Raw genomic sequence first — 26476 nt, forward strand, 5'->3', positions numbered from 1 at the left:
GCAAGCCCGGCCCCCCAAAAGCCCTTCCCCAGTTCAGCTGCTCTGAAAGCGGAGCCGCCCCTCTGCATGGGAATTTGAAAGATTCGGATTCCGCCGAATCATAAAAACAAACGACTGCCCAATACATTGATTTAAAAACAAAATATCCAATAATTTCTACCGCGCCCAATTTGTCGGAACCCTTTAAAAAACCTGCTTGACAATCCCTTGTGTTTCTTTATATAGAAACACACTATTACTCCATTCTAATTGAAAAAAGGGGAAAACATGAAAAAGAAAATCAGCGCACTGTTTCTTATGCTCATGATCGCTTTTGGGTTTTCAGGAGTTCACGCCGATCCCAACAACCATTACGTCAACGGAGTGGAGGGGGTCAAAGGGGGTTCGGTTCCGCCCCCGGGTTTTTATTATAAGATGTACAATGTGTTCTATTCCGCCGACGAAACCATGGACCAGGATGGGAATGAGGCTCCCATCGGCTTTGACCTCAATATCTTTGCCATTGCCAACCGCTTCATCTGGGTGACCGACAAGAAATTCCTGGGAGCGGATTTTTTCATGGACACCACCATCCCCCTCATGAAGACAGACCTTGAGATCACTGCCCTTGGCGTGAACTCCGATGACTCGGGTATCGGGGACATCTGCCTGGAACCGGCCGGCCTGGCCTGGCACGGGCCCCGGTATGACGCGGCACTGGCCTTGGCCGTCTATCTGCCCACCGGGGATTTCGACATCACCAACCCGGCATCCAACGGCAAGGGATTTTACACCTTCATGACCACCTTTGGCGGCACCTATTACTTTGACGCTCAGAAGACCTGGTCTGCTTCCTTCCTGGGGCGGTACGAAATCCATACGGACCAGGAAGACAGGGATTATACCCCCGGGGATGATCTTCATTTTGAATGGGGCATCGGTAAATCCTTTGCCAAGGTCTGGGAGGCCGGGATCGCAGGCTACTGCCAGTGGCAGGTCAGTGATGATTCCGGAAGCAATGCCACGGACGTCGGTGTCCACGACCAGGTCTATGCCATCGGACCCGAAATCTCGGTCTTTATTCCCCGATTCAAGCTCTTTGCCAATTTCAGGGCCGAATTTGAATTTGAAGCCGAGGACCGGCCCCAAGGCAATGTCTTTGTCCTGACCCTGACCAAGATATTTTAATTTATCCGGATCCCCTGAAGAGTGTCAGCCGGCGGCCTTGATTTCAGAGGCCGCCGGCAAAAGCCCCTTCAACCGTTGTGGAAATCTTCAATCCTGTAGCCGATATCAAAGACCTCATGGCATGACGGGCAGATAAACATCCATTTTACCTTGCCCCCTTCCTTTTTCAGCATGGAGTGGAACCCGTCTTTATACCCGCATGAGGGGCAGATTTTAAACTCCTCTCCCATTTCCAGGGAATTGATTTGAACTTCCATCCTTCCTCCATCCTTTTTTAGGGTATCTCTTTAAAATACTGGTTTGAGTTTAAAGCCCAGGGAAATCCGGCCAAAAGTCCATTCTCAGAGGTGGTCTTTCTCCATGGATACTCCCGCCCTTTATCCGGCGGTACCGGCGGCAATGGATATCATCTTTTTCGATGTATACTCCCCCACATCGGCCAGACCGTCCACAGGCAAAAAGAGCCGGGCATTGCTGGAGTAGAGGCAGGTCGCCGATGCCGGGAAATCCTCGTCCGCCTCGTAAAAAATATAGCAGAGAACGATCTTGGGCAGGGCATGGACCATGAACGAAAAGTCACCTCCCACCCCGTCGGGGGAAGCTTTTCCATCCAGGGTTTCCAGGATAATATCCATGGATGCCGCTATCTTTTCCACATGGGGTGCCAGTACCTGCTCGGTATGGGTGATAAAGGCTCCTGTATAGGGCATGGAATCGGGAAATTCCTTGAACGCTTTGAACGGCAGGATTTCACACGGGTCGGGATGGGCATTCAGGGCATAGAGGGAGATCAGGATTCCCAGCACCCCGTCGGCCTCTTTCCCGTCCAGCAGGATTTTATCGGGGCGGATCAAGCACTCCCCGCCGAATGCCTTGAAGACAAAGCCGTCCCCATCCTGCTCCGCACCCATATTCCGGGCAAGATCCGGCGGCAGGTCAAGGTACAAATTCGAAAGATTGCCCTGAACGATTTTCTGATAATTATCAATCATAAATGATTTCCAGTTGACGGTTAAGGGTTCCGGTTAGACTACCTTGTCTGGGCCTTTTTTTTCAAGACTTGTTTTTATCGGGATATCCGGCATCTGCTATTTTGCTTTTATCCAAATCCGGAGCCACCTTCCCGATTTTATAAGGTAGAAACTTTGGCCTTGGGATTCCAGAACAGGGATGATTATTTCCAATACACCTGAATCTTGGTTGTTTGCACAGCCACCAGATCTTGTGATTGGACAATTTCAGGAAAAACGATCGATCATACCACTATTGCGCAGTATGATTTCAAAATGAATCGCGCCCTTTTTTTCTCTTGACAGACAATAATACAACAGACTATTGTCATAGTTATATATAACAATATTAAACTAAATGAATCAGACGAGCAATGCTATGATCATATTCAAACTAGACCCCAAAAGTGGCGTTCCTTTTTACCGCCAAATTATCGATCAAATCCGTTACGGAATAGTTGCCGGCAGCCTGACCGTTGGTGAGCAACTGCCTACGGTCAGAGCCTTAGCCGTAGAACTCAAGGTTAATCTAAACACGGTCAGCAAGGCATACAAGGAACTTGAAATTCAGAAAGTGCTTGAGACTCACCAAGGTACCGGGACCTTCATCGGTCCGGTTGCAGTTGATATCGAGCCCCGTGAGCGGTCTGCTAAACTCAAGTCAATCTGCACCGAGTTTTATACGATTGCTGCCAGCTACGGGTTTAAAGCAGACGAAATGATCACTGAACTTAAAAAAATTGAAGGAGGTGTCCGATGATAACAAATAGAGAGGCCAAGGTTTTTTCTAACCCAGTCGCCACGACGATTTTTTTTGTCATTCTTGCGGGCACTGGATATCTTGACTACCTGGTATATCCCCACATCAAACATCTGGTTTTACTAAGTTTGTTCGGTGTGGCGTTTGCTCTTTTGGGGGCCGCGGCAATCCGTATTGCCGACCAATGGGAGAAAGCGGTGGTCCTTCGAATGGGAAAGTTTAAGGAATTAAAAGGCCCCGGTTTTTTTCTAATCATTCCGATCATTGATCAAATCGATAATTACGTTGATCAGCGTTTGCGTGTAACTGATATTAGTGCAGAGAAGACCTTGACCAAAGATACCGTTCCCGTAACCGTAGATGCAGTTGTATACTGGACAGTCTGGGACGTGGAGAAAGCGGCTCTGGAAGTCCAGCAATACACTGATGCCGTTTCATATGTCTCTTTGACAGGGCTTCGGGATGTTATCGGGAAGCATGATCTGGCAGATCTTCTTCAGCATCGCGACCAAATTGCCGAGGGCTTGCAACAATACCTGGATGAGTCAACCAATCCTTGGGGCATCACCTGTAATAATGTTGGAATCAAAGATATTATTATCCCTGCCGGCTTGTCGAATGCCATGAGTAAGCAGGCCCAGGCAGAGCGGGAACGTCAGGCCCGTGTTATATTAGGAACTGCAGAAACAGAGATCGCTGAAAAATTTGCTAAGGCTAGTGAGCGCTATATAAACAACCCAGTTGCGCTTCAGTTACGGGGTATGAACATGTTGTTTGAAGGGCTAAAGGACAAAGGTTCACTGATGATCGTGCCGAGTTCTGCCCTGGAATCGATGAACATCGGTGCATTGGGTGGTCTTACTGCATTGGCTGAGTTGCAGCAAAATGCCAAGATGAAGGCAACAGAAAATCAGAGTGATACTACCCCGACTAAATTTTGAGAACGCAGCAGAGTGATCCTTCACAAGGATTGTACACTTGAGGTTGAGCTAATTTAAACGAATTTTGATAACTCGAAAAAGCTTCATTTGAAAAGAAGGAGAAATATTATGAATATTAGTGCACTTCTTGCAGATAAGCCTTGGATAGCCTTGATCGTCGTTGCCGTGGTTTATGTGATTGCGTTTGTTTATAGCCTTTACAAAGGGAAATATAATTAGGGTCTCCTGAATTAGATATAACAACTTGAATTTTAAAGATAAAATTGCTATAAAAGGGTTGAAAAATGAAAGTAAAAATGGACATATCCCCCAAAACCCTTGCACTTTTTTTCAGGATATCATGTATCGACACGATCAAAATCAGTTAGAGTTTGAAAATTTTGGATTGCCTTTTTCAGGAAAGCTGCGTTCGGATCACCCCGCAATATGTCTATCAAAGCTCAGATTTTCGATTTCACTTTAACCACTACATTTTGAAGTTGCCGGTTCCCGATGAGAATTCAACTCTATACATTATCCTGCCAATCCGGAAATTCCAAAATTCAGGTGAACCATCCTGATTTAGTAAAACTCGGTTATTGGTTTTCCTTCCTCAAAAACTCAATGGCCTGATCCTTTTCCTCCATGGGGAAACCCTTCATCTGAAAGCTCGTAAACAGGCGTCCTTCGAGGTCTGCGATCTGCTTCACCCATTTCTCTTGAGTCACCAGGGCCACCCGTGAAAAATGGGACAGACCGGCCTTGTTGAAAAATTTCATCTTTTCCAGAAGGGCTCCCGGTTCAATCTTCCCGAATCCCGCAATCTCCTGGTAAACAATGAGCTTCTCCCCTTTGTCGATCTTTTCCTGAAACAGGGAAAGCACCTCGTTCATCTCATCCTTGGTGAACTTTGCACCTACCCGGTAGGCAATGGCATCTTCAACGCCGATATCGACGATCTCAAGCATATGCAGCTCCCACTTTATATCTCACCTCCTGCACTCTCCCGGGTTGGATGAAGATTTGCATAGGTGCAAGGCGCAAGCATTTTTGGAACCGGAGCGTACTGCAGTACGTGAGGCCAATCTTAATATAATCGGGCAAACGTGTGAAGCAACGCCGCAGATGGGTGAAACTTCATCCCAACCCTAGCAAATGCGGGGAAGCTGCTCCCCTGTGAGCATATCCACCATGCGCATCCCCCCGATCCCGGTTTCCAGAAAAACCTTGCCAGGGTCCTGGTCCGTGACCCGGCCGATGATTTTTGCATCATGCCCGAACTCATCCTGTTTGATGATCTCCAAGGCTTTGTCCGCATCCTGTTCCGGTACAAAGGCAATGAGTTTGCCCTCATTGGCGATGTACAGGGGGTCAAACCCCAGAAGTTCGCAGATTCCCTGGACCGCCCCCCGGATCGGCAGAGCTGATTCCTTGATGAGGATGCCTGCCCCGGACTGGGCCGCGATCTCGTTCAGTGTGGTTCCCAGACCTCCCCGGGTGGGATCCCGGAGCACATGGATGTCGCAGTCCGAATGGATGAGGGATTGAACCATTTTATTTAAAGGGGCCGAGTCGGTCCGGATGTCTGAATCGAACTTCAATCCCTCCCGGGTGGACAGGATGGTGATCCCGTGATCGGCAATAAAGCCGGAGACGATGATACAATCCCCGGGCCTGGCGCCTGAGCCTCCCACATCCTTCCCGGCCGGGATCACCCCGATACCCGAGGTGTTGATGAAGATCTTGTCCGCCTTTCCCCTGGGCACCACCTTGGTATCCCCGGTCACGATTTTCACCCCGGCCTTTTTTGCGGCACCGGCCATGCTCTCCAGGATCAACTTAAGATCCTTTTGGGCCAGCCCCTCTTCAATGATCAGGCCCACACTGATACAGAGGGGAACGGCCCCGCACATGGACACGTCGTTCACGGTTCCGTTCACGGCCAGATCCCCGATATTGCCCCCGGGGAAAAAAATGGGATCCACCACATAGGAGTCTGTGGAAAAGGCCAGCCGCCCCCCTTTAAGATCCAGATCCATGACCGCCCCGTCATCCTGTTTGGCCAGCTCTGGATTGTTAAACAGGGGGAGAATTAAATCCGAAAACATGGCATGGGAGACCTTGCCCCCGGATCCGTGGTCCAGTAAAACTTTATCTTCACTCATCCGTATTTCCTAAAGTTATATCCATTCAAATATTGTATTTATAAAATGCTGCGCATGCCCCTTCACTGGACACCATACATGGCCCCACCGGAGTCATGGGCGTACATTTTTTCTTGTACAGGCTGCAGGCTTCAGGGGTCTTCAGGCCCATGAGGATCTGGCCACAGGCACACCCTTTGGGCTCGGGCACCTCTTCCAGATCCATGCCGAACTTTTCGGCTGCGTTAAATTCTCTGAACTCTGGTTTCAGACCCATGCCCGAACCCGGGATCTCCCCGATCCCCCGCCAGGATGCATCGCAGAGTTCAAACACCTGATCCATGACTTCCCTGGCCTTGACATTGCCTTCATGGGCCACGGCTCTTGGATAGGCGTTTTCCAGGGCATGGACCCCCGATTCATTCTGCCGGACCAGCATATGCACGGCCCTTAATATGTCCACGGGTTCAAACCCGGTGATCACCGATGGGATATCGTACTTCTCAAAAACCGGGGTATAAGCCCGGGTGCCCGTGATCACGGAGACATGGCCGGGCAGGATGAAGCCGTCAATCTCCACCCCGGGAGTCTCCATGAGGGCGGCCAGGGCCGGTGGGGTCAACTTATTGGCCGAGTAGATTGAAAAATTCTCTATCCCCTGTGCCCGGGCCATCAGAATACCTGCGGCAATGGTGGGGATGGTGGTTTCAAAACCCACAGCACAGAAGACCACTTCCTTGTCCGGATTGTCCTTGGCAATGTTTACGGCGTCAAAGGTGGAATAGACGATCCGGACATCAGCTCCGGCCGCCTTTTCCCGGGCCAGGGTGGATCCGGACCCCGGCACCTTCATCAGATCTCCGAAGGTGGTGACGATGAGGTTGTCAAGCCTGGAGAATTCCACAAAAGCATCAATATCCTTCTGGGCCGTCACGCAGACCGGGCAGCCGGGTCCGGACAGCAGGGTGATTTCGGTCGGCAGAACACTCCGGATCCCGTGGCGGAAAATGGACATGGTATGGGTGCCGCAGACCTCCATGAGACGAAGCTTTCGGGTGCATTCCGATTGGATGGCCCGGATCAGTTTTCCGGCGATCTTTGAATCCCGAAACTCTTCAATATATTTGATTCCCATTGTACTCCTCTCTTTACTTCATCCTTGCCCCGGCCGAAACCACCTGTCCAAGACTGATGCCTCCGTCCCCGCAGGGCACCTTGGACTGGGTATAAACCCTGAGCCCGATTTCTTCAAGTGACCGGATCATTTGGGTGAGGATAATATTGTTGTTGAACACCCCTCCGGAAAGCACCACCCGGTCCAGTCCGGTCTGTTCTGCGGTTTTCCCGGCGGCACGGACAAAGGCTTTGACCAGGGTCCCATGGAATTTCCGGCTGATCCGGGCCAATGGAACTCCCCTGGCCAGATCCCCTGTGATCTGGCGGAGGCAGGGAATAAGATTAATTTCCAGCAGGGTTTCAGACGCTGCGGATTCAAGGGTAAAATCATAGGCCCTGCCGGTTCCAGATTCATCCCCGGCAGCCACGGCTTCCAATTCCATGGCAGCCTGGCTTTCATGGGAGATCTGATGCCGGATGCAGAGCAGGGAGGATACCGCGTCAAAGATCCGTCCCGCGCTGGAGGTCAGGGGGGAGTTCAAATTCTTTTCCATCATCTGACAGATAAATTCCAGTTTTCCCCGGTCCATTTCCCGGATATACTCCAGATCCATATCCAGAAAATCCCGGCCATACGCCTGAAAAAGCATGGATGCGGTCATGCGCCAGGGCTCCAGCACGGCTGCATCCCCGCCGGGCATGGGGACATAGGAAAGGTGTGCTTTTCTCTGAAAATCTCCGTGGGTACAGGTTAAAACCTCCCCTCCCCAGATATGACCGTCAATCCCGTACCCGGTACCGTCCAGGACAAGGGCGATGACCTCCCCGTCCATATGGTTCTCGGCCATGCAGGAAACGGCATGGGCATGGTGATGCTGGACCCCACAGAGTTCCAGACCCTTTTCGGCCAGATTTTCGGCGTATTGGGTGGAGAAATACCCGGGATGGAGATCATGGGCCGCCAGGACCGGTTCAATGTCCAGGATCTTCTTGAGATGATCCATGCTCCGGACAAAATAATCAGTGATCTTCCGGTTTTCCAGATCCCCGATGTGCTGGCTTAAAAAGGCTGATCTTCCCCGGGTCAGGCAGATGATACTCTTGAGGCCGGCCCCGCAACCCAGGATGGGCGGAAGATCCATGGCAAGTTCCACGGGCAGGGGGGAAAATCCCCTGGATCTCCGGATAAACCGCTGCTTTCCTGCCTGGATCCTTGTAATGGAATCGTCGGCCCGAAAATAGATGTCCCGGTCATGGAGCAAAAAATAATCGGCAATATGGGAAAAGGCATCCAGGGCATCGTCATTGTCAATGGACAGGGGTTCCCCGGACCGGTTCCCCGAGGTCATGACCAGGATGGAAGGTCCCTTTTCCAGAAGAAGAAAATGGAGGGGGGTATAGGGAAGCATCACCCCAAGACAGGTGTTCATCGGGGCCAGGGCCTGTGACAGCCCGGCATTTGAGGAGGGATCCTTTTTCTCCAGCAGAACAATGGGCCGGTGAAAAGAGAAAAGGAGTTCCTTTTCCTGCCCAGACAGGTGAACATGATCAGACAGGGAAGAGGCAGACCGGGCCATGAGGGCAAAGGGCTTGTGGGGACGGTTTTTCAATTTCCGAAGTCTTTGGACCGCCCCGTCGTCGGCCGCATTAACAGCCAGGTGAAATCCGCCCAGGCCCTTGATGCCCAGGATATGCCCCTGTCGGAGCAAGTTTCCTGCCTCGGCAATGATCTCCCCATCCCGGGAACCTTGATTCACCGGAAGTTCTTTTCCCTGATTGTCCGTTAAAAATACCCGGGGACCGCATTGGGGACAGGCATTGGGCTGGGCATGGAATCTCCGGTCCAGGGGATTTTCATACTCTTTCTGACATTGACTGCACATTTGAAATGAGTGCATGGAGGTTTTGGGCCGGTCATAGGGGATGTCCCGGATAATGGTGAACCGGGGACCGCAGTTGGTGCAGTTGATAAAGGGATATTCAAATCGCCGGTCATCGGGGTTCCTCATCTCGGCCAGGCAGTCGGCGCAGGTGCAGACATCCGGGGAGATCAGGGTGGACCGTGCATTTGAGGCCCGGCTTTTGACAATGGAAAAGCCGGAAAAGCCCCGGACCGGGGTATCCTTTGATACCACCCGGTCCACCCGGGCCAGGAGGGGGGGCTTTTCCCGGATATCCCGGATAAAATCTTCAATGGCCTCCAGGGGACCTTCTATAACAGCATCCACTCCGGCCGCAGTATTGGAAACCTGGCCGACCAGTCCGTGGTCCATGGCAAGGCCGTATAAAAAGGGCCTGAAACCGACCCCCTGGACCACGCCGCTGATTTCAAGCCGGCGCCCGGCGATTTTTTTTCCCATATCCGCCCGCCCCAAGGCAGATCAATTCTCCCCGGAATCGGCTGCCAGGATATTGCGCATATCCTCAAGGGTCTGGAGGGCAGCTTCCTCATCCACCTTGGAGATGGCAAATCCGGCATGGACGATCACATAATCTCCGATCTTTGCATCTTCCATGAGCATGAGACTGGTCTCCCGGACCACGCCGTCCACGTCCACCCTGGCAATGGTATCGTTAATTTCAATTATCTTTGAGGGTACGGCCAAACACATAAGCTTTCTTTCCCGTTAAATTTCACGATTTAATCTGCAACAAGGCTTTAGTATAACACAAGATAATGATTGGGCAATCTTTAAATATAAAATGCTGATTTCCGGGATCAGCAATCTTGCATTTGAACTTTTCCGCGGGAGTATGATAAAACCAGGCCCGTTATGAAGGAAGTTTTTACAAAAATTCTCGGGCTTTACCATGCCGGGGCAGATGCGGTGACGGCCGTCCCGTTCTTTGAACCGGCCGTCCGGTTCATCACCTTTCCGGGACCGGTTCAGATGCTCCTGCTCTTTTTCCTCTCCTCCATGGTCATGATCTGGCGGCTCAATGCCGTGGAGAAAAAAGGATTTCAAGGCACCATGGTGGGGACCCTGGTCATGCCCTACTGCTCGGGCTTTGCCAACCTGGCCTTTGCCTTTGTCATGGGGCGGTCCGGAAACGGCGGGGGCCTGGTCATTGAAAACTGCATCGTGAACAATTTGACCAACCTGACCCTGATCCTGGGAATCCCGGCCCTGTTCCGGGGGCTTAATTTGAAACAAAAGACCAATGACCCGGAGGAGAGAATCGGATACATCTCCCTGCTGCTGAGTCTGACCGCCCTGCTCTTCTTCACCGGGGCTGCCTGGACCCTTGCCAGGGACGGGCGCCTTGATTTCTCGGACGGGATCATGCTCTGCGGCCTGTTCGGATTCTGGCAGATCATCCATGTATTTGAAGTCAAGAAAAACAACCTCAGAAAAAGCCAGTCCTTCCGGATGAGCGTGCTGTTTGACCTGGGTCTGGCCGGACTCTGCGCCTGGGCCACCCTCCATAGTATTGAGGGCCTGGTGGAATGGGTGGCCGTGAACGGGAAAGGGATCCTGTCCATGAAGTATATAGGGATCTTGAGCGGTCTTTTAATGGTGGTGCCCAACGGGGTGCTTGCCCTGTACTATTCCGCCTCGGGCAGGCCGGACATTGCCTATTCATCCCAGATCGGGGACAGCCATATCTGTATCCCGCTCTGCATCGGGCTCTATGCCATGTTCAGCCCCATTGTCCTGCCCCCTGTTTTTCTTCCCGGCATCATGGCCATTGCCGGGGCGGGAATGATCCATCTTTTTTTCACAGCCCTGTTCGGCCGGCTTCCCAGTCTGGCAGGCGCTGGCCTAAGCATCGGGTACATGATGTTCATCTTCCGGGGATTTCATTTCTAGCTCCCCGGCCCAGACCGTGGTCCGGTTCCTTCCGGTCTCCTTGGATCGGTAAAGGGCCCGATCTGCCCGGCTGATCCACTCCTCCCGGGTCAAGGCCTCCGGGATGGCCCGGTTTTCCGCAATCCCCATGGAAACCGTTATTGAAATGTGCCGGTCCTTGTCCGGGAGACCGGCTGGGTCAATGGCAGTGAACCTGTGATCGGCGATCTTTTCCCGGATCCTCTCCACAATGGAAAAAGCCGTATCCATATCCGAAGCCTCAAAAAGCATGAGGAACTCCTCCCCCCCGTACCTTCCGGCCACATCAAAGTTCTCCCTCATGGAGGACTTGAGCAGGTCGCCCACTTCCCGTAGAATCACATCCCCCTGGAGATGGCCCCAGGTATCGTTTATTTTCTTGAAATGGTCGATGTCGCAGAGGACCGCCGCGGCCCTTGTTCCTGATTTTCTCCTGAACCGGTTGCAAATCCTCTGGGCCTCCTCCTTGATCTTCCTTGAATTGAACAATCCGGTCAGGCTGTCATTGATGGCCAGTTCCTCAAACTGGCTCTTGATGAGGATGGTGCTCAGGTAATTGCAGATAATCTCGCAGACACTGGCCTCATAATCCTTGACCCGGGACTCCTTGCCGCAGAAATCCCCCCCGAAAAGATACCCGCCCCCGAATGTTTCGGGCAGGTAGACAAACCCCATGATATCGCATCCGTCACCGGGCACGTTGATGCAGGAGACCTTCCGGGTCTGAAAGGCTTTCACCTCGTTGACAAACCTGGGGTGGGGATTCTTCAGGTCCAGCTGGAAACGCCTGCCCGGATAAAGGTCTTTTCTCAGATGATCGGGATCAGACACCTGGACGATCTTGAGAAGCAGGGCCTCTTCCACGGCATTGGTCACCTTGTAGAGGACGCTCACATCAAAGGACATGGTCTTCTGCATGATCTGAATCGGTTTTTCAAAACACCGGTCAATATCCCGGGTCACCTCGGCCGAGGCCAGGAAGGAGCTGAGTTCCCCCAGCTGGTTCAGCACATGCTTTGCATCGGTTTCTATCTTATCCATGTCCTTTGTCCTGCTCTTTACAATTCATATTTATCCGGGGCCCGGCCGGCCATTTGGATTCCCTGATATTTCTCTATATCAGATTCAGCCAGACAAAGGAAAAAATTTCCTTGTTCAAGCATGCCCGGGTTTGTCCTGGATATTTTTTTATTTGATTTAAGTAATTTTTCATGTTGTCACATCCAAAATTCAGACTGATCACATCGCTCTATATGCTCCTGCCCATGGCCGTTATCCCCCTTTTTCCTGATGGAGACTCCCCTGTTCCTTGATCGGGGCTTCCAGGGAGCCTTGAGCCTGAGCCCGGTGATCTGGATCATTCTGACCCTGTAAAGCCGGTCCTCCTGGGGCTGAGATGGCTCTTCCTGAACCAGCTCAAATTGATCTCCTCGGTCTGTTCAGATATTCAGAATGGGAAATACGTCTATTTTAACCCTCCCAATGAGCCCAACGGCGACCACGAGAAAAACGAGTGGATTATAAAGCCGGTGAACCCCTTGGTTACCCTGGCAAGGATAAAATCCCAGCTGGAATTGAAATGCTACAGGGACCAGGTGGCCGGCATGGTGAAGGAAAAGACCTCCCAGGTGAAGATTTCCCAAAAACTGCTCAGGGAAAGGGAGCAAAACCTTTCAAAGGCGGAAGATCACCTCAAGGAAAGTGAGGCCTCTGCCCAATCGGCTTTACCCGGCTGGGAAAACAGGATATGGTTCCCCCGGTAAACCCCAGGAAAATCGATATTGATGATGGAGTAATATGATAGAAAAAGCCCGACCCCAGGCCTTATTTTTTGATTTTGACGGAGTACTCGTGGATTCCGCCCTTACCAAAACCCAGGGATTTATCTCATTGTTCAAGGATTACAATGGGGGAATTATCGATGAAATCGTCCGCCACCACCGTCGCAACGGCGGTATCAGCCGGGTGGAAAAGATCAGATACGCCCATGATCAGATCATCGGGAAACCCTTAACAAAAAAAGAGCTCGGCCTTTGGGCCGGGCAGTACTCCGAGCTTGTGGTTGAAAAGGTGATAAAGGCTCCCTGGATAAAGGGGGCAAGGGAATTTCTGGATTCGTGCCCAAAGGATATCAAGATCTTTGTCATTTCCGGCACCCCGGAGCCCGAGCTCAAGCATGTCCTTCAAAAAAGAGAGATGGCCCTTTATTTTGATGAAATTCTCGGATCCCCCGTGGGGAAACCCGATCATATCCGGATGCTGCTCGAGAAGTACCGTTTAGACCCCGGGGAGTGCATCTTCATCGGAGATGCCTTGACCGATTATCATGCGGCCCTGGAAACCGGCCTTCACTTTATCGGGATCCAGGGGGAAGTGGACTTTCCTGAAGGCACCCTGACCCTGCCCGACTGCCGGGATCTTTCATCTGCCATGGAGACGATCTTTGCCGGGTAAGGGAGTCGGGTTAACAAGAGTCCCCCCGGATCAATCAGGCAGATTCCGTACTCAGAGGGAGTTCATCCTTTTTTGCCGATGTTGAAAAGCCGGGGAAAGAACATGGGGGTTTTCTTCCTGTATGCCGCATACTCTGATCCGAAATCTTTTTCAAGCCGTTTTTCTTCCTTGAGAACGACAAGTCTGACCACGGTAAGAAAAAAGAGGATCAACACCAGCAGACAGCCCAGTGAATTGAGGTATAGGGAGAGAGCCGCATAGATGGAATGCACCCCGAATACCATGGGATTCCTCGTATATCGATAGGGTCCCTCCATCACCAGTTTTTTTGTCCGGGGGCTGATGGAAAGCCCTGCGATATCCGTGGGTCCTCCCTTTCCCCTGGAAAAAAGGAAAAGATTGGACCAGAGGACAAAGACGGCCCCCGGGATGAAGAAAAGAGCCGACAGGATCACCCGGGCAGGCAAATAGGGAAGGATCGGGATGGAAAAGATCCTGTATTCACTTGAGGCCAGGGAGACTATCCCCAGGGGGATCAATATTAAAAACAGACCTATGCCGATAAAATACCCGGCTGCATGCCGGAGGATACCCGATTTTTGTCTTGATTGAATCATCGGCTTCTGTCCCGGGTCAATGAATTGCCATGGCCAGATCCCGGGGGAAGCCGATGCAATAACCGGCTCCTGCCGCTTCCAGGTCCTGCCGGCTGCCGTATCCCCACAACACCCCGATCCCGGATATCCCGTTGTTTTCCGCTCCTTCCATATCATATGCCGTATCCCCGACCATGACCGTGGAAGAGGCAGAAAGGGATTCCTCCTTGAGCACATGGGAGATCAAAGAGGTCTTGTCCCCCCTTGTCCCGTCCAGTTCACAGCCGTAGATGGTTTTGAAAAAGGGATGAAGCTCGAAATGGCGGATGATCTTTTCTGCATAAACCCAGGGTTTGGAGGTGGCCACAAAAAGGGTATGCCCCCTTTTTTCCAGATCCCGGAGAGCTTGAGGGATGCCTTCATATACACTGTTCTCAAACATCCCTGTCCGGGTGAATCTTTCCCGGTAAAGCGTCAGGGCCTTCTCGGCCAGGGCCTTATCCGGTCCCAGCAGTTCGATGAAGCTGTCCCGCAAGGGAGGGCCGATGCACCAGGCCAGGTCTTTGGGGGACGGAGACTTCCGCCCCAGGGTTTCCAATGCATATGAGATACACCGGGAGATGCCCGTGAAGGGATCTGTCAGGGTGCCGTCCAGATCAAACAGAATATTCATCTTTTATTCCAACTCCATCAGATTTATAGTTCCAGTTCCCAGAATTCCCGATCAAATTTCCGGCCGTATTTTTCCATTTCCTCCAGGGGCTCTGATATGTGAAACCCGAGGTCTGCATAGATTTTTCTGGCGGTTTTCAGGCAGGAGTAAGTCTCCAGCCTCAGCTTTTTATATCCGTTGCGTCCGGCATGGTCCATGGCACGGGCCATGAGTTCCCCGGCAATCCCCCTGCCCCTGAACTCTTCTGATACAAGGAGAAAATTGATAAATGCAATGCCTTTTTTCTTTTCAGATATGGCGATTGACCCGGCATTCCGCCCATTGATCTCCTTGATCCAGATTTTTGTGAAGTCTTCATCCTTTTGGCATAGAGCAACCGCTTTTTGGGCGATATCCACTTCAAAACCGGAATCAAAACCAAACTCCCCGGCGTAAACAGATCCATGTTCGGATATGATCCATCCCAGATCCCCGGGTCCTTTTTCCCTGATCATTCTTCTCTCCTGTTTCTACCTGAAAACCTCCGGGGGATCATCAGATCTGCCCAAGGATTTCGACAACACTCTGTACACAGGTTTTACAGATCTTTGTCAGATAATCGTTTTCCCTGAAAATACCTTGTCCCTCTTCCGTAGTCAGATCACACCCCTTAAGCAGATCCCGGCAAATGCAGCTGCCGTGTTTTGCCTTAAACTGATCCATGAGTTCCTGGGTTTTGGCATAGGTTGTTTCCATTGCCTCTTTCCCATCGTTCACCCCCCTGCCATGCCTCATGCCCAGAACCAAAATCCCACCGGTCAGAGCGCCACAGGTCTTTTGTCTACGGCCCATACCGGCACCAAATCCACAAGAAATTTTCAGGGCCGTCTCTTTTGACAGGCCCAATTCTTCACTGAACGCGTAAAGGACAGACTGGGCGCAGTTATATCCCTTTAAAAACATATCTACGGCAACAACAGAGCTTTTCTTCAAGATTTCCACCTCCCCGATGAAGAACCGGATCTTTTTTTATTTGAACCTATCCAATACCATTTATTTTTATCGGTATAACAGGATTTATACAAGGGGGTGAACCGTGGATAATCCGCTGCAGGCGGTTTGGATCCGGGAATCCCATTTTAATCGGTCTGTTTTAATTTGCTGTCCAATTCCATTCTTGGTCTTTTGGCAATTTCTTTTCGTGCCCCGATCCCAAACACAACACCGGCAACCAATTCATCCTTACTCCCCAAAAGCGCACTGATCTCTGCCTCGGCAAACAATATATCACATATCCACAGGGTCTGAACTTTTTTGGCATGGGCGGTCAGAAGCATGTTCTGAATACAGGCCCCAATGGACAGGATGTCGGCTTTCCACCGGTTTTTGTTGTAATCAGGCTCTTTGTTTGAATATTGATTATAGACCAAAAGCAGTTCAGAGCCCTGTTCAATCGATTTCGTACTGATGGGAAGACTCCCGATATTTTCTGATTGAAGAGTCATCTCTTCCATCTTTGTTTTTAATAAATCAAGAATCCGGCTTTTATTGCGTTTACCGCAGGAGATGAAATACCATGGCTGCCGGTTCTTGGGAGAAGGAGCCAGCACCCCCGCCTCCAATATCTCCTTCATATCTTTTGGGGAGATATTCTGATCCATGTACTGCCGATGACTTCTTCTTTCTGAAATTGCTTTTTGTACGTCCATTTTTCAATTTAATTCTCTGTGAATCCTATAATTGAAACAAGAGGGGGGCGGTGAAACCCCCGTCACCGGAAAGCCCTGTCCGTCCGCTTTACAATCTTGCCTTTTCATTATTGATATTCAATGGCCTGTGCTTCTCTGGTGATCGTATGCAGATCTTTGCCTTCAATATCCAGTTCGATCCCGTAGTTGCGCTGGATCATCTTCTTGATCCGTCTGGGTCCCAATCTATAGATACCAAAGTCAAGCCCATGCTCAATGCAGTATTTCATCTTTCCGGCATACTTTGCCTTGTTGAATCCGCAGCCCAAAAAATCCACTTCTTCCCGTATCATATTTCCCCCTGGTTCGGGCACGGCCGGTATCGGTCAGGCCCATTATCCATAAACCGTCTTTCCATTATTATTTTTTTATACCCTTTGTCAAAAATATTAGTTAGCTTGGATTTTGGTGCAAAACATCACCCGTTTGGGGGATAATGAATTATAGCGGTTCTCAAAAGTATGTTCCTTTATTTTTACTTTAGATTTGGACTGAGCCCGGACCCAGGGAGGAGCCAAGATTTTCGAGGATTGGATTCCTTCGGGCGGCGGGACGCCGCTGGAGAAGGGAGCCCTCCTCGGAGAAAATCATGGATGATTTTCGAGAATGAGCGCAAAATCGTTGCTCCTCCCGGCATGAATCGGAATGGTATTTTGAGAACAGCTATAAAACCGGATGCCCGCCATCATTGGCGGGAAAGAAGCCCGGCGGCATTCCCGTCCGTATTGATGCTATTGTCCGGCATCCCGGCAGTTTTGTACTCGGTGATCCAGAAATACGGAAGACGCCTCACTTTAATATCGGTTGCGCAGCCGGACAGGGATGCATGCAGATCCGAATCCGAGGGGAAGTTCTTTAAGACTTCGTGCCCAGAGCCGTCATCCAGTCTCCGGAGCTGATAAGTATTGCCTTCGGGATCCCGTCTTAAAACGGGCGTGCTGCTTCCCTCCACACAGACATTGTCAATCATCACGACTTTGGCGCCCGGGGAGAGCCGGGAATGAAATACTGAAAGGAATTGACTTCTTCTGGCCACGGGCACATGGGACCACCAGAAACCGTGGAATCCGGCCCAATGGCCGCCGGCTGTATTCTCGAGTGAATAGGCATCTGCCCTGGTAAACTCCACCCGGCAATTCCCAAAATCCTTGGGCTTTGCAAGAGCAAGGACTTCTGGATTGTAATCCGTGGATAGAATAGCCGCCGCTGTTCTGGCGATGAATTGGGTCCAATACCCGGTGCCGCAGGCAAGCTCCAACACCTGAAGCCCGGAAAAAGCACGGCTCAAAAACTGAGCGAGAACCTGCAAGTCCGCTTGACGCTCAGGCCTGGCATAAATTCGTTCATACTCGGCAGCACGCCGGGCATAGTAATCGATCATTGCGTCTTCTGTATTGGTCATCATTTTTATGTCAACTGACTATATGAGTATGAATCAAATGTTCAGCCCGGCTATTCTTAATGATCATGAAAATTATCCTATCAACCTGCTCAATTCAGCTTATGCCCGAAGCCCTTCAATTATAAAAATATTTTCTTTTGTGGCTATGGTCCGGGAAAACGTAAACCCTGATGATTCCAGCAATGTTTGAAATTCTTTTTCTGTGCGTTCACGCCCACCTGTGGTGACAAGCATTTCAAGATCCAAGAGCTTGGCAATGGAGGGTTCATTTCCAGGAGGAACAATCATCTCTACAATCAAAAGCCTTGATTCTGTTTTCATGGCTCGATGACAATTTGCCAGGATTATCCGGCACTGCTCATCCGACCAGTCATGAAGGACATGTGACATCAGATATGCATCACTTCCTGCCGGGATTTCTTTGAAAAAATCACATTCTAATGCCTGACAGCGATCTTCAATTCCCCGGGTTTGGATCATTTTTTGGGTTTCCTGAATTACAAAAAAAGTATCTGCCACAACCCCCTTAAGCAAAGGATTTGCAGTCAGAATCTCAGCCATCAAAGTTCCGAGTCCCCCGCCAACATCTGTCAGCCTATGGATACCTGAAAAATCATAGACATCCACAATTGCACGGTGTGAGTTGGCCGCTTTTACGGCATTGGCTTCGCTAAAGACTTGTGCGGCCTGGGGATTTTCTCCAAGCCAGTCCATAAGGGGCTTCCCATGGGCTTTTTCAAATGCCGTTTCCCCTGTTTTGATGCTATCCATAAAGTATCCCCACGATTTGTCACTCCAGTCAGAGTTAAACAAAATGGCGATAGATCTCATTGCATCTGTTTTCAAATATCCAGCCATAGGTGTAAGTTCAAACCGCCTGCCATCTGTTTCAGAAAAAATGCCGACACTTGCCAGGGCTCTCATCATCCTATAAAGAGAAGGGGCATGGGACCGGCTTACTTGAGCCATTTCTTCAATATCTTTGGGGCCTTCGGCCAGTATATCCGCGATCCCCAGCTCCGCTGCAACGTAAATCGGTTTGCTTATCCACCTTCCCACGATAAATTTCATTAACTGTGCAGGTGCTGATAACTCGGTCGGCTTCATTTTTATCTCCTTTTTTTGAAAGAATTCAGTAAAATATACAGATGTCCATAATCTTCCCAAAACATTCGTATAGCACTTCATAACTCGGCTTTGGGTAATATAATTTTGAAATTGCCTGTCTGCTGGAATCGCAACAATAAAAATTTTCCACAAATATTATTTCAGGGATTATGAATCAGAAAGGGAGATGATCTCATGAATAAAACACGGCGTGGTTTGTAGAACTACGGGAAAACAGGGAGGGGGAAATGATATTATTGTGTGACGGAATAAACAGGCTGATCTTATATATGCATCAATTGAATGTCAACATATTTATGATCCAGATTCAGGGGCTTCCTGGCCATTGACCGACATATGGGCTCCTTTCGAGCGCAGGGCCTGGATCCCGAGCCAGATAGGATAGGCAGCCCCGATCCATTTAACGATGGAAAACGCCATTGCAGAGGTGGCCAGAACAGCAGATAAACCAAGAGCCGCAAAAATGACATGAAAGAATGCACCTGACCAAATACCAAACATGGCTGAAAAACCGGACCGCACCCCTCTTTTGGCTGGTTGCCCGAGGATGAAAGCCATGTCCGGTCCTGGAGACAGATTTAACAAAATAGCCGCCGTAAAAAAGGTTGCCCAATGAGCAAGAGAATAATCAAAAATACTTATAAAATCCTTTTTGTGATGAAAATTAGCTTCATCTTTAAACGTATAATGATGCTATTCCTCTGCTCGGGTTTTTGCGTCGGCTGAACTAGCGTCGTTATGCTTCCCCTGTTGGAATGATACCTGCTGTTTCTATCATTAAGACTATGGTTTTTTCCGGAGCCCTTGTTTTATGAACAACCCCTTTAGGAACCACATACCCCTGATGGGGGTTCAGTTCAATTGATTCCTTCCCTTCTATATCAAGGAGCAGCTTTCCGCTAAGGGTGAAAAAAAACTCATCCTCGTTGTCATGCTTGTGCCAATGATACTCCCCTTCCATTATTCCGAGCCGCACCACCGATTCATTTACCTGACACAGCGTTTGGTTGTACCATTTGTCAGTACACTTCTTTACCAATGACTCAATATCGATGAGTTCCAAGGGATCATGAAGTATGTTCATGTGATTTACGTATGGGTATTTTTCATCACTCATAACCGGTTTCCTTTCAGATTTTTTTTTAAATTTATACCCTATTGTAAAATTTAGCCGCCGGCGGAGCCGGTTGGCCGGGGTGATTTGCCGGGTGCTGTTTCTTCCTGGAACAGCGGCGCTACAATGATATTGTTGATATGCCCCCAGGATGTTTTCCTCTCGCGGGTATTGAATGCCTTTACATTATGTGCATGTGATATTACCACGCCGTTTATCGCATATATCAAGGTATTCCCGGCATGACTGATTTTGGACTTCCCTTTCGATATGACAAGGCTTCCCTTGCCCATGCTTCCGTCATGGCTGATATATACGTCGCTGCCGCATACAATAATGTTATTGCTGCTGTGTGAGATATGCAGGATCCCGGTTGAAATAATGATCGAATCTGTTGCAAATGAAATATTGGTACTTGCCCCGGCAACCACAAGCTGGTGGTCGACACGGGTCATTGTGAGGGGTTCGCTGTCGTGAATGATCTCCTTCGGAGTAATTTTGTCGAAAACAGTTTTCCTTTCCTCTGGAACGCCAAAACGATCAAGTATGTCTGACACACCCCTCTTGGCCTTTGAAATGATTTTGCTCTGATCGTAGGAGCTCCTTTGCTCGGGGAATTTCAATAGGTTATCCCCAGTGTATGTCGAACATGCGGACAATACCGCAAGAACAAGAATTGCCGCTATAATTCCCAATGTATGATTCATTTTTCTCCCTCTTTCTGACATCCAACTTCAGGGCTCACAGACGGCAACCTCGTCGTGCCGTGCAGAGGTCGGCATCCATGTGCAGCCGCTTGTCAGATAATTCTTTCTCTTTAAAAGCAGCCCGGAGGCAGCTCCCACTAGTCTTATTGATTGACCCCGGCCATCCCTTCAGGGGGATATCTCTCCCCGAGCACCTGATCGGCCAGTTCATTGAGGATGGCTTTGTCCTCCTCTGTGAGACGACAATCAAGTGCCCCCAGATTGGTCTGGAGATTGGCAAGTTTGGTCGTGCCGGGAATGGCTAGAACATGATCCCCCTGGTCCAGCACCCAGGCCAAAGAAACCTGTGCTGCCGCGCATCCCTTTTGGGCGGCTATCTCCTTGATCGCCTCCACCAGTTTGAGGTTGGACTCCATATTTTCCGGCTGAAACCGGGGCTGCATCTGGGCCCGGAAATCAGACTCGCCGGTGGGCCGATCACTGGTTGAGGAGTAGCGGCCGGTGAGCATTCCCCTTCCCAGAGGTGAGTAGGCCACCAGGCTGATGCCAAGCTCCACACAGGCGGGAAGTATGTCCTGCTCAATATCACGGCTGAATATCGAGTACTCGGTCTGAAGGGCGGCAATGGGATGAACCGCATATGCCCGCTTAATCGTCTTGGCTGAAGCCTCTGACAAACCAACCGCCCCGATCTTGCCCTCTTGAACCAGCTTTTCCAGCTCACCCATTGTGTCCTCGATCTGCGTGGCCGGAGCCACACGGTGGAGATAATACAGGTCAATTTTTTCGGCACCCATACGCTTAAGACTCTTTTCGAAAGAGCTCCGGACATTGGCCGGGGAGCCGTCCACCCCCAGAAAGGCCCCCGTGGCCGGGTCCCGCTGGGGACCGAACTTGGTCGCCAGCACAATTTGATCCCAACGTCCGGCAAAGGCCTTACCCAGAAGCTGCTCATTCTGCCCTTGACCGTAGATTTCCGCAGTATCAAAATGAGTGATACCCAGATCTACAGCCCGGTGGAGTAGATGGATGGCCTCCGACTCCTGCATGGATTCTCCGTAAAATTCGGAAAGCCCCATACACCCAAGGCCAATGGCCGATACTGAAATCCCTGATTGCCCAAGATTCCGTGATAACATAACGCCTCCTTTATCCTTTTGCCTAAACCGGAGCCCTTGTCTCCTGTTTGCCGCCTGAAGCCTTACATCAACCGCAGCAAAAATCAGAGCGGAGAAGGAGCGGTGCTTCCTGCCGGTCGAGCCGATTTGCCTTGTCAGGCATTTCTATTCTCCAATCACCCTGAAATGAAAGGTTTCCAACAGCAAATCATTAATATAAACCCGAATAACATAGTCACCAAGGGGGTCACCCGGCGCCACACTCCAAAAGTTCTGAATATAGCCATCTTCAACGGCAACCTCTTTTTCTATAATGGAAACCTTTCTATCTTCGGATATTTTATTCCCTCCGCTTGCCTCTCCAGCCCCCCACGTATCGGGGCTTGCCGGCAACTCAAAGACTTCTTTCCATTTTACTTTGGTGAATTCCGGGCTAAGTTTAATGATCCATCCATAAGACTGGCCTTCTATGAATGGGACCGTATTGGTGGGCTGGAATTTTTCCTTGCCCTGTTGATCTTGTACAATGATTCCGAAAACACCGGTGGAAAGCTGTTCTTCCTTTTTGTCAGGGATCGCAGCAAATGCCAAATTGAAAACCAAGACGATTAAAAAGCACGGAATCCACAATAGATGTCTGTTATTCATGATTTCCTTCGGGTTTGTTGTTTAACGGTTGAATTTTGCCGCCTGGGCTTTTGGGTCGGCGCCGGTGATTGGTTATGTGATTTTTATATCTCTATGGTAGTTCTAAATATAACAACTGCTTCACCAGCGATTTTTACCCGTTTGGGTTCATCATTTTGTATTGAGACTAAAACCTCGACAACACCCTGCCTCTCGATTGCTTCACCCTGTGCTCCTAAGAATGAGAACGACTCACCCCCTCCCTTTACAAGTTTATTTTTTACAAGATATGCTCCAAGGGGGCCATTGGCATTTCCTGTTACAGGGTCCTCGTTTATTCCAATTGCGGGGGCAAACATTCTACCATAGCTTAAAATTGATGAATCATGGGAGTTGAGAGTATATACGAAAAAGCCATTACATTTTATAATTTCACTTACCTTCTTTAACCCATCCATGCTTGGATTAAGTTTGTTCAGTGTATCCCTGCCAGATATGCCTACCATAACCTTGGAATGACCAGTTGATACGATTTGAATTGGGCATTTTTTATCCAAGTCCTCAAATGACAACCCTAAATGATTTACTATTTGTTGTTGAATATCAATTGGTAAAGGAGGTTCAAACTCGATATCTCCTTGAGTCATCCAAATTTTAATTCTGTCATTGGACCGAATAATTTCAAAGGGGAGAACGCCGATTTTTGTTTTGGTTTGTATGACACACGATTCTAGATTTTCTTCCAGTGCCTTTGCATGCATAGCTGCAATTGTCGCATGCCCACAGGTGGGAACTTCTGTAGTGGGAGTGAAAAACCTTATTCGAGCATCACAACTATTATCATCCGGTGAGAATAAGAATGCAGTTTCTGAATTATTTAGTTCTCTTGCAATCTTTTGCATTTGATTCTCAGATAAACCGTCAGCATTTACGACCACGCCTGCAGGATTTCCTTTAAATTTTGACTGTGTAAAAGAATCAATTTGATAAATTATATATTTTTTCATTTTCTATACTTTCCGCACGCCGCTAATCAGCCGCGCGGCTTTTTGCGTCGGCTGCATTAGCCTTGTTCGACAGATTTGATTTCTTATCAGCGGGTTTTAATGCATCATCAAAATAGGATGCTTTAGGTAAACCATTGTCAATTACTTCCTGAGGCAATTTACCATAGAACTGATCCATAAGGCCTTTTGGTTTGTATTTGCCAGAGATCAATGCCTTAATTCGATTTGTACGATCTTTATTCCACTCAGGGTGGTCAATAATATGAAAAGTTTTAGGCATAACAATCATTGCGATTAGCGAAATATACTGCTCTTCTGTCAATTTGATCGCTGATTGACCATAGTAGGCGTTTGCTGCGGATTCAAGACCGACTATTGGCCTGCCATTAACGTTTCCAAAATACATTGTATTAACAAAAATGGTTAGTTGATCGTCTTTTAGTATCATATCGTTTACAACGAAGCGTTCGATCAGGGTTTGTTTGATTTTCGCCACACCTGATTTAAAATTATCAAAATACAACTTTTTTACGATGGCTTGTGTGATTGTCGTTAACCCGGCTCCCGGTGTAGAAAGGTCTATGCCATTATGGGCATAAAATTTAGGGTCCTGTACTTTTAACAGTATTTCCCTTTGTTTTTTGCTTAAATCATTATTGAACATTTCAAATTTCTTTAAAGTACCACTTGGATGCCGCCATTGAGCCTTTTCGAAGTCTGGAGAGACTACTCTTTGTGTATACTCTCGGGCCTCATGAATGGAATATGCATAGTAAGCGGAGACTCCAATAAAAAATAACAATAAAAATTTTCCGGTATATTTAAGAAACTTCTTCATTGGTTTACCCTTCAACTGCCGAACGCCTGAGCTGAGAGATGCGCCAGTTATGGCGCATCCTTTCCAGCGATTTGTTGTACATATTTTTTATTAATCAGTTCTTTTGCCTCTAACCAATCGTTTTCAGAATCAAACATATAGTCTGCAAATCCAAGAAAATCAGTATCCTTTACAATTGCTATGGCTTTCTCACCTACTATGGCTTTGTCAAAGAATGTCCAATCAAGCTCTGTTTTGGTCTTTTCAAAATCTAAAACAATATTGTCGTTCGAAAAAATTCCATGTCGTTTTATGCAATTTGCATCATAACTCTTTCTCTGAGCATTGGCGTTTGATTTACGGATAAACCATGCACCAAAGATCATTATTGCGCTTAGAAAGAAAAGCATAAATATAAAAAAAACAATATTGCCACTGATAGATGAGATGGTTACGCCGATAGCTACAACGAGCAAAATAGACACAATTCCCGAAGAACTGAAAAATTTTTTTTTTTCTATTTGACGCATGACCTTTGTGCTGTCTTCAAAGCTAGGGTAGTCGTGAAATTTTATTTTTTGGCTCATTTTTTTCATCTACAACGGCACTTTTTAGCGGGCGCGTTCTTTTTGCGATCCGCTGAAAAAGCATTGTTAGCCATCATTTTTCTAATTTCAAAGTCATTGCTTTTGATTCAAAACCATTAAAATTACCAATGAATTTCTTTTCGATCCTAAATCCAAGGCTTTCGTATAAATTATTTGCAGCTGTATTATTTTGTGCAACGTTAAGAACAATAGAACCTTTCAACGTGCTCAATATTTTATTAAGTAACTCTCTTGCAACTTTTTTCCTGCGATGATTAGGATGGACAAAAAGCCAAGAGATATAATTCCCTTTATTACCTGCGAAACCAATGATCTTATCATTTTCTTCCATGACGATTATTTCTGAATCTTGAAATAATTTTATAGCATTCGAATCTTCATTAAAAGGGATTAGTGCCTGTAAGTTAACAGATCCTCTCATTTCATCTGGTTTGGAAAGATTATATATTTTTTCAACTTCTTTCCAATCTGTATCTGAGTATTGTCGAATATTCATTTTATTCTATAGGCTAATGACCGCTGTTAAGCCGCTCGACCAAATGCGGTCTGAAATTTTGATTTAAAGTCCGCTTGGTCGAGTCGGCTCCAACGCCATTGATAGGCGGAGCGTGAGCGGAGCCTGTCAATGGCGTTGAAAATTCCGGGGACAAAAATCCCGGGGACATGATACCGTTTTATAGCATAATTTTTCAATAAGGGTATAATTCCCCTCATGGCACGGATGAAAAGAATAGTAGTCCCGGGTTATCCTCATCATATTGTTCAAAGGGGTGTCCGATCCCTGGATATCTTTTTCAAGGGTCAAGACAAGATCGAATATTTCAATTTTTTAAACGAACAAAGCGGCAGGTTCAGGCTGACCATTCTCGCCTATTGCCTGATGACAAACCATGTTCATCTTCTTGCTGTTCCTGAAAAAGAGGACAGCCCTGCCAAAGCCGTTGGCGAGGCGCACCGGCAATATACAAGAATGATAAATTTCAGGGAAAACCTACGCGGATTTTTATTTCAGGGCCGTTTTTCATCCTGTCCGGTTTATACCGATCAATATTTATTCACAGCCCTGCGCTACATTGAACAAAATCCCGTCAAAGCAAAGATTGTTAAATATCCCTGGCAATACAAATGGTCCAGTGCCAGCTTTCATTGCGGTGAAACAAGTCATGATCCTTTAGTGAGAGAAAACCGATTGTTTTCAGAAATTACCGATTGGAAAGCCTTTTTATCCTCAACAGATCAGAATGAACCTATATTGGAAGAAAGAATCAGAACCGGGCGGCCTTTTGGCCCGGGTAATTTTTATTCTATTATTGAAAAGTTTACCGGACGGAATTTTCGACCGGGGCTACCGGGCAGACCTAAGAAAAAATTGTATTATGTCCCCGGAATTCCCCGGCGCCTCCGCCTATCCCAAAGAAAAAAAGGATGAGGGAAGACTTTTCCCCCATGGCCCTGGTTCAGGCCATTTTCTGAATTTTATGCCTTAACGGCTTTGAAAACACATAGAAATTCCAGAAGCTTTTCACCCAACGTATTCATATTTTGAAATTG

Annotated in this window: 32 protein-coding genes; 7 read left to right on the plus strand and 25 right to left on the minus strand. The window is 48.5% G+C overall.

What is annotated here, in order from left to right:
* Window positions 1-267 precede the first annotated feature (267 nt).
* The gene (locus F608_RS31025) at window positions 268-1167 is read left to right on the plus strand and encodes a SphA family protein (protein WP_022664913.1); all 900 of its coding nucleotides are present in this window, start codon (window positions 268-270) and stop codon (window positions 1165-1167) included.
* A gap of 68 nt (window positions 1168-1235) precedes the next feature.
* Here F608_RS31025 and F608_RS0107020 read toward each other — a convergent pair whose 3' ends face one another.
* Both F608_RS0107020 and F608_RS0107025 read right to left on the minus strand, forming a co-directional pair.
* Window positions 1236-1424 carry a hypothetical protein gene (locus F608_RS0107020; RefSeq protein WP_022664914.1) on the minus strand — a complete coding sequence of 63 codons (189 nt, stop codon included), beginning with the start codon at window positions 1422-1424 and terminating at the stop codon, window positions 1236-1238.
* A 120-nt stretch (window positions 1425-1544) separates the two neighbouring features.
* Window positions 1545-2159 carry a DUF3786 domain-containing protein gene (locus tag F608_RS0107025; RefSeq protein ID WP_022664915.1) on the minus strand — a complete coding sequence of 205 codons (615 nt, stop codon included), beginning with the start codon at window positions 2157-2159 and terminating at the stop codon, window positions 1545-1547.
* A 397-nt stretch (window positions 2160-2556) separates the two neighbouring features.
* Between F608_RS0107025 and F608_RS0107030 the strand changes: the two genes are divergently transcribed.
* The gene (locus tag F608_RS0107030) at window positions 2557-2937 is read left to right on the plus strand and encodes a GntR family transcriptional regulator (protein WP_022664917.1); all 381 of its coding nucleotides are present in this window, start codon (window positions 2557-2559) and stop codon (window positions 2935-2937) included.
* Window positions 2934-3878 carry a slipin family protein gene (locus F608_RS31030; RefSeq protein WP_022664918.1) on the plus strand — a complete coding sequence of 315 codons (945 nt, stop codon included), beginning with the start codon at window positions 2934-2936 and terminating at the stop codon, window positions 3876-3878. Before F608_RS0107030 ends, F608_RS31030 begins: the two co-directional genes overlap by 4 nt.
* A 575-nt stretch (window positions 3879-4453) precedes the next feature.
* Here F608_RS31030 and F608_RS0107045 read toward each other — a convergent pair.
* The 5 genes from F608_RS0107045 to F608_RS0107065 all read right to left on the minus strand — a co-directional run bounded on the left by F608_RS0107045 (window position 4454) and on the right by F608_RS0107065 (window position 9729).
* Complete coding sequence (locus F608_RS0107045) at window positions 4454-4825, minus strand: SpoIIAA family protein (RefSeq protein ID WP_022664920.1); 372 nt, start codon at window positions 4823-4825, stop codon at window positions 4454-4456.
* A 180-nt stretch (window positions 4826-5005) separates the two neighbouring features.
* Complete coding sequence (gene hypE / locus F608_RS0107050) at window positions 5006-6022, minus strand: hydrogenase expression/formation protein HypE (protein WP_022664921.1); 1017 nt, start codon at window positions 6020-6022, stop codon at window positions 5006-5008.
* Window positions 6023-6047: 25 nt separating this feature from the next.
* Window positions 6048-7136, minus strand: a complete 1089-nt coding sequence (hypD, locus tag F608_RS0107055; protein WP_022664922.1) for a hydrogenase formation protein HypD — start codon at window positions 7134-7136, stop codon at window positions 6048-6050.
* A 13-nt stretch (window positions 7137-7149) separates the two neighbouring features.
* Window positions 7150-9477, minus strand: coding sequence for a carbamoyltransferase HypF (gene hypF / locus F608_RS0107060; protein WP_022664923.1), 2328 nt, complete (start codon window positions 9475-9477; stop codon window positions 7150-7152).
* Between the two features lie 21 nt (window positions 9478-9498).
* Entirely contained in the window at window positions 9499-9729 is a 231-nt protein-coding gene (locus tag F608_RS0107065; protein WP_022664924.1) for a HypC/HybG/HupF family hydrogenase formation chaperone, read from the minus strand.
* A gap of 162 nt (window positions 9730-9891) precedes the next feature.
* Here F608_RS0107065 and F608_RS0107070 point away from each other — a divergent pair, with 162 nt between their 5' ends.
* Window positions 9892-10929, plus strand: a complete 1038-nt coding sequence (locus tag F608_RS0107070) for a sodium/calcium exchanger membrane region (protein ID WP_022664925.1) — start codon at window positions 9892-9894, stop codon at window positions 10927-10929.
* Here F608_RS0107070 and F608_RS34495 read toward each other — a convergent pair.
* On the minus strand, window positions 10882-11988 hold the full coding sequence (locus tag F608_RS34495) for a GGDEF domain-containing protein (RefSeq protein WP_022664926.1): 1107 nt from the start codon (window positions 11986-11988) through the stop codon (window positions 10882-10884). The two genes, F608_RS0107070 and F608_RS34495, sit on opposite strands and share 48 nt — an antisense overlap.
* A 488-nt stretch (window positions 11989-12476) precedes the next feature.
* Between F608_RS34495 and F608_RS0107090 the strand changes: the two genes are divergently transcribed.
* The gene (locus F608_RS0107090; RefSeq protein WP_153307460.1) at window positions 12477-12710 is read left to right on the plus strand and encodes a hypothetical protein; all 234 of its coding nucleotides are present in this window, start codon (window positions 12477-12479) and stop codon (window positions 12708-12710) included.
* A 34-nt stretch (window positions 12711-12744) separates the two neighbouring features.
* Window positions 12745-13401, plus strand: coding sequence for an HAD family hydrolase (locus tag F608_RS31040; RefSeq protein WP_022664930.1), 657 nt, complete (start codon window positions 12745-12747; stop codon window positions 13399-13401).
* A gap of 62 nt (window positions 13402-13463) precedes the next feature.
* On the opposite strand, the gene F608_RS0107100 is transcribed toward F608_RS31040, so the two are convergent.
* From F608_RS0107100 to F608_RS0107185, 17 genes are all read right to left on the minus strand, one after another.
* Window positions 13464-14018 (minus strand): methyltransferase family protein, encoded by a 555-nt coding sequence (locus F608_RS0107100; RefSeq protein ID WP_022664931.1) that lies wholly within the window; start codon window positions 14016-14018, stop codon window positions 13464-13466.
* 16 nt (window positions 14019-14034) lie between these two features.
* A complete protein-coding gene (locus F608_RS0107105; RefSeq protein ID WP_022664932.1) occupies window positions 14035-14670 on the minus strand; it encodes an HAD family hydrolase in 636 nt (211 codons plus the stop codon).
* Between the two features lie 23 nt (window positions 14671-14693).
* The gene (locus tag F608_RS0107110; RefSeq protein WP_022664933.1) at window positions 14694-15164 is read right to left on the minus strand and encodes a GNAT family N-acetyltransferase; all 471 of its coding nucleotides are present in this window, start codon (window positions 15162-15164) and stop codon (window positions 14694-14696) included.
* Between the two features lie 40 nt (window positions 15165-15204).
* A complete protein-coding gene (locus tag F608_RS31045) occupies window positions 15205-15642 on the minus strand; it encodes a C-GCAxxG-C-C family protein (protein WP_022664934.1) in 438 nt (145 codons plus the stop codon).
* A 146-nt stretch (window positions 15643-15788) separates the two neighbouring features.
* Window positions 15789-16358 (minus strand): nitroreductase family protein, encoded by a 570-nt coding sequence (locus F608_RS0107120; RefSeq protein ID WP_022664935.1) that lies wholly within the window; start codon window positions 16356-16358, stop codon window positions 15789-15791.
* A gap of 107 nt (window positions 16359-16465) precedes the next feature.
* Window positions 16466-16690 (minus strand): hypothetical protein, encoded by a 225-nt coding sequence (locus F608_RS0107125; RefSeq protein ID WP_022664936.1) that lies wholly within the window; start codon window positions 16688-16690, stop codon window positions 16466-16468.
* A 392-nt stretch (window positions 16691-17082) separates the two neighbouring features.
* The gene (locus tag F608_RS31050; protein WP_153307461.1) at window positions 17083-17802 is read right to left on the minus strand and encodes a class I SAM-dependent methyltransferase; all 720 of its coding nucleotides are present in this window, start codon (window positions 17800-17802) and stop codon (window positions 17083-17085) included.
* A gap of 96 nt (window positions 17803-17898) precedes the next feature.
* Window positions 17899-18906, minus strand: coding sequence for a methyltransferase (locus F608_RS0107140; RefSeq protein WP_022664939.1), 1008 nt, complete (start codon window positions 18904-18906; stop codon window positions 17899-17901).
* A 315-nt stretch (window positions 18907-19221) separates the two neighbouring features.
* Window positions 19222-19512 carry a LysE family translocator gene (locus tag F608_RS31055; RefSeq protein WP_022664940.1) on the minus strand — a complete coding sequence of 97 codons (291 nt, stop codon included), beginning with the start codon at window positions 19510-19512 and terminating at the stop codon, window positions 19222-19224.
* A gap of 151 nt (window positions 19513-19663) precedes the next feature.
* Complete coding sequence (locus F608_RS0107150; protein ID WP_022664941.1) at window positions 19664-20044, minus strand: cupin domain-containing protein; 381 nt, start codon at window positions 20042-20044, stop codon at window positions 19664-19666.
* 50 nt (window positions 20045-20094) lie between these two features.
* Window positions 20095-20748 (minus strand): hypothetical protein, encoded by a 654-nt coding sequence (locus F608_RS31060; RefSeq protein ID WP_051148507.1) that lies wholly within the window; start codon window positions 20746-20748, stop codon window positions 20095-20097.
* A gap of 143 nt (window positions 20749-20891) precedes the next feature.
* Window positions 20892-21887, minus strand: a complete 996-nt coding sequence (locus F608_RS0107160; protein ID WP_022664943.1) for an aldo/keto reductase — start codon at window positions 21885-21887, stop codon at window positions 20892-20894.
* A 144-nt stretch (window positions 21888-22031) separates the two neighbouring features.
* On the minus strand, window positions 22032-22514 hold the full coding sequence (locus F608_RS31065; RefSeq protein ID WP_022664944.1) for a hypothetical protein: 483 nt from the start codon (window positions 22512-22514) through the stop codon (window positions 22032-22034).
* 83 nt (window positions 22515-22597) lie between these two features.
* A complete protein-coding gene (locus F608_RS0107170; RefSeq protein WP_022664945.1) occupies window positions 22598-23500 on the minus strand; it encodes a PhzF family isomerase in 903 nt (300 codons plus the stop codon).
* Between the two features lie 22 nt (window positions 23501-23522).
* Window positions 23523-24338, minus strand: a complete 816-nt coding sequence (locus F608_RS0107175; RefSeq protein ID WP_022664946.1) for a transglycosylase domain-containing protein — start codon at window positions 24336-24338, stop codon at window positions 23523-23525.
* Between the two features lie 47 nt (window positions 24339-24385).
* Window positions 24386-24913 carry a hypothetical protein gene (locus tag F608_RS0107180; protein WP_022664947.1) on the minus strand — a complete coding sequence of 176 codons (528 nt, stop codon included), beginning with the start codon at window positions 24911-24913 and terminating at the stop codon, window positions 24386-24388.
* 64 nt (window positions 24914-24977) lie between these two features.
* On the minus strand, window positions 24978-25421 hold the full coding sequence (locus F608_RS0107185; protein WP_022664948.1) for a GNAT family N-acetyltransferase: 444 nt from the start codon (window positions 25419-25421) through the stop codon (window positions 24978-24980).
* Between the two features lie 225 nt (window positions 25422-25646).
* Here F608_RS0107185 and F608_RS31070 point away from each other — a divergent pair, with 225 nt between their 5' ends.
* Window positions 25647-26354 carry a transposase gene (locus F608_RS31070; RefSeq protein WP_208599519.1) on the plus strand — a complete coding sequence of 236 codons (708 nt, stop codon included), beginning with the start codon at window positions 25647-25649 and terminating at the stop codon, window positions 26352-26354.
* The last annotated feature ends 122 nt before the right edge of the window (window positions 26355-26476 follow it).

The organism is Desulfospira joergensenii DSM 10085 (assembly GCF_000420085.1).
GTDB lineage: Bacteria > Desulfobacterota > Desulfobacteria > Desulfobacterales > Desulfobacteraceae > Desulfospira > Desulfospira joergensenii.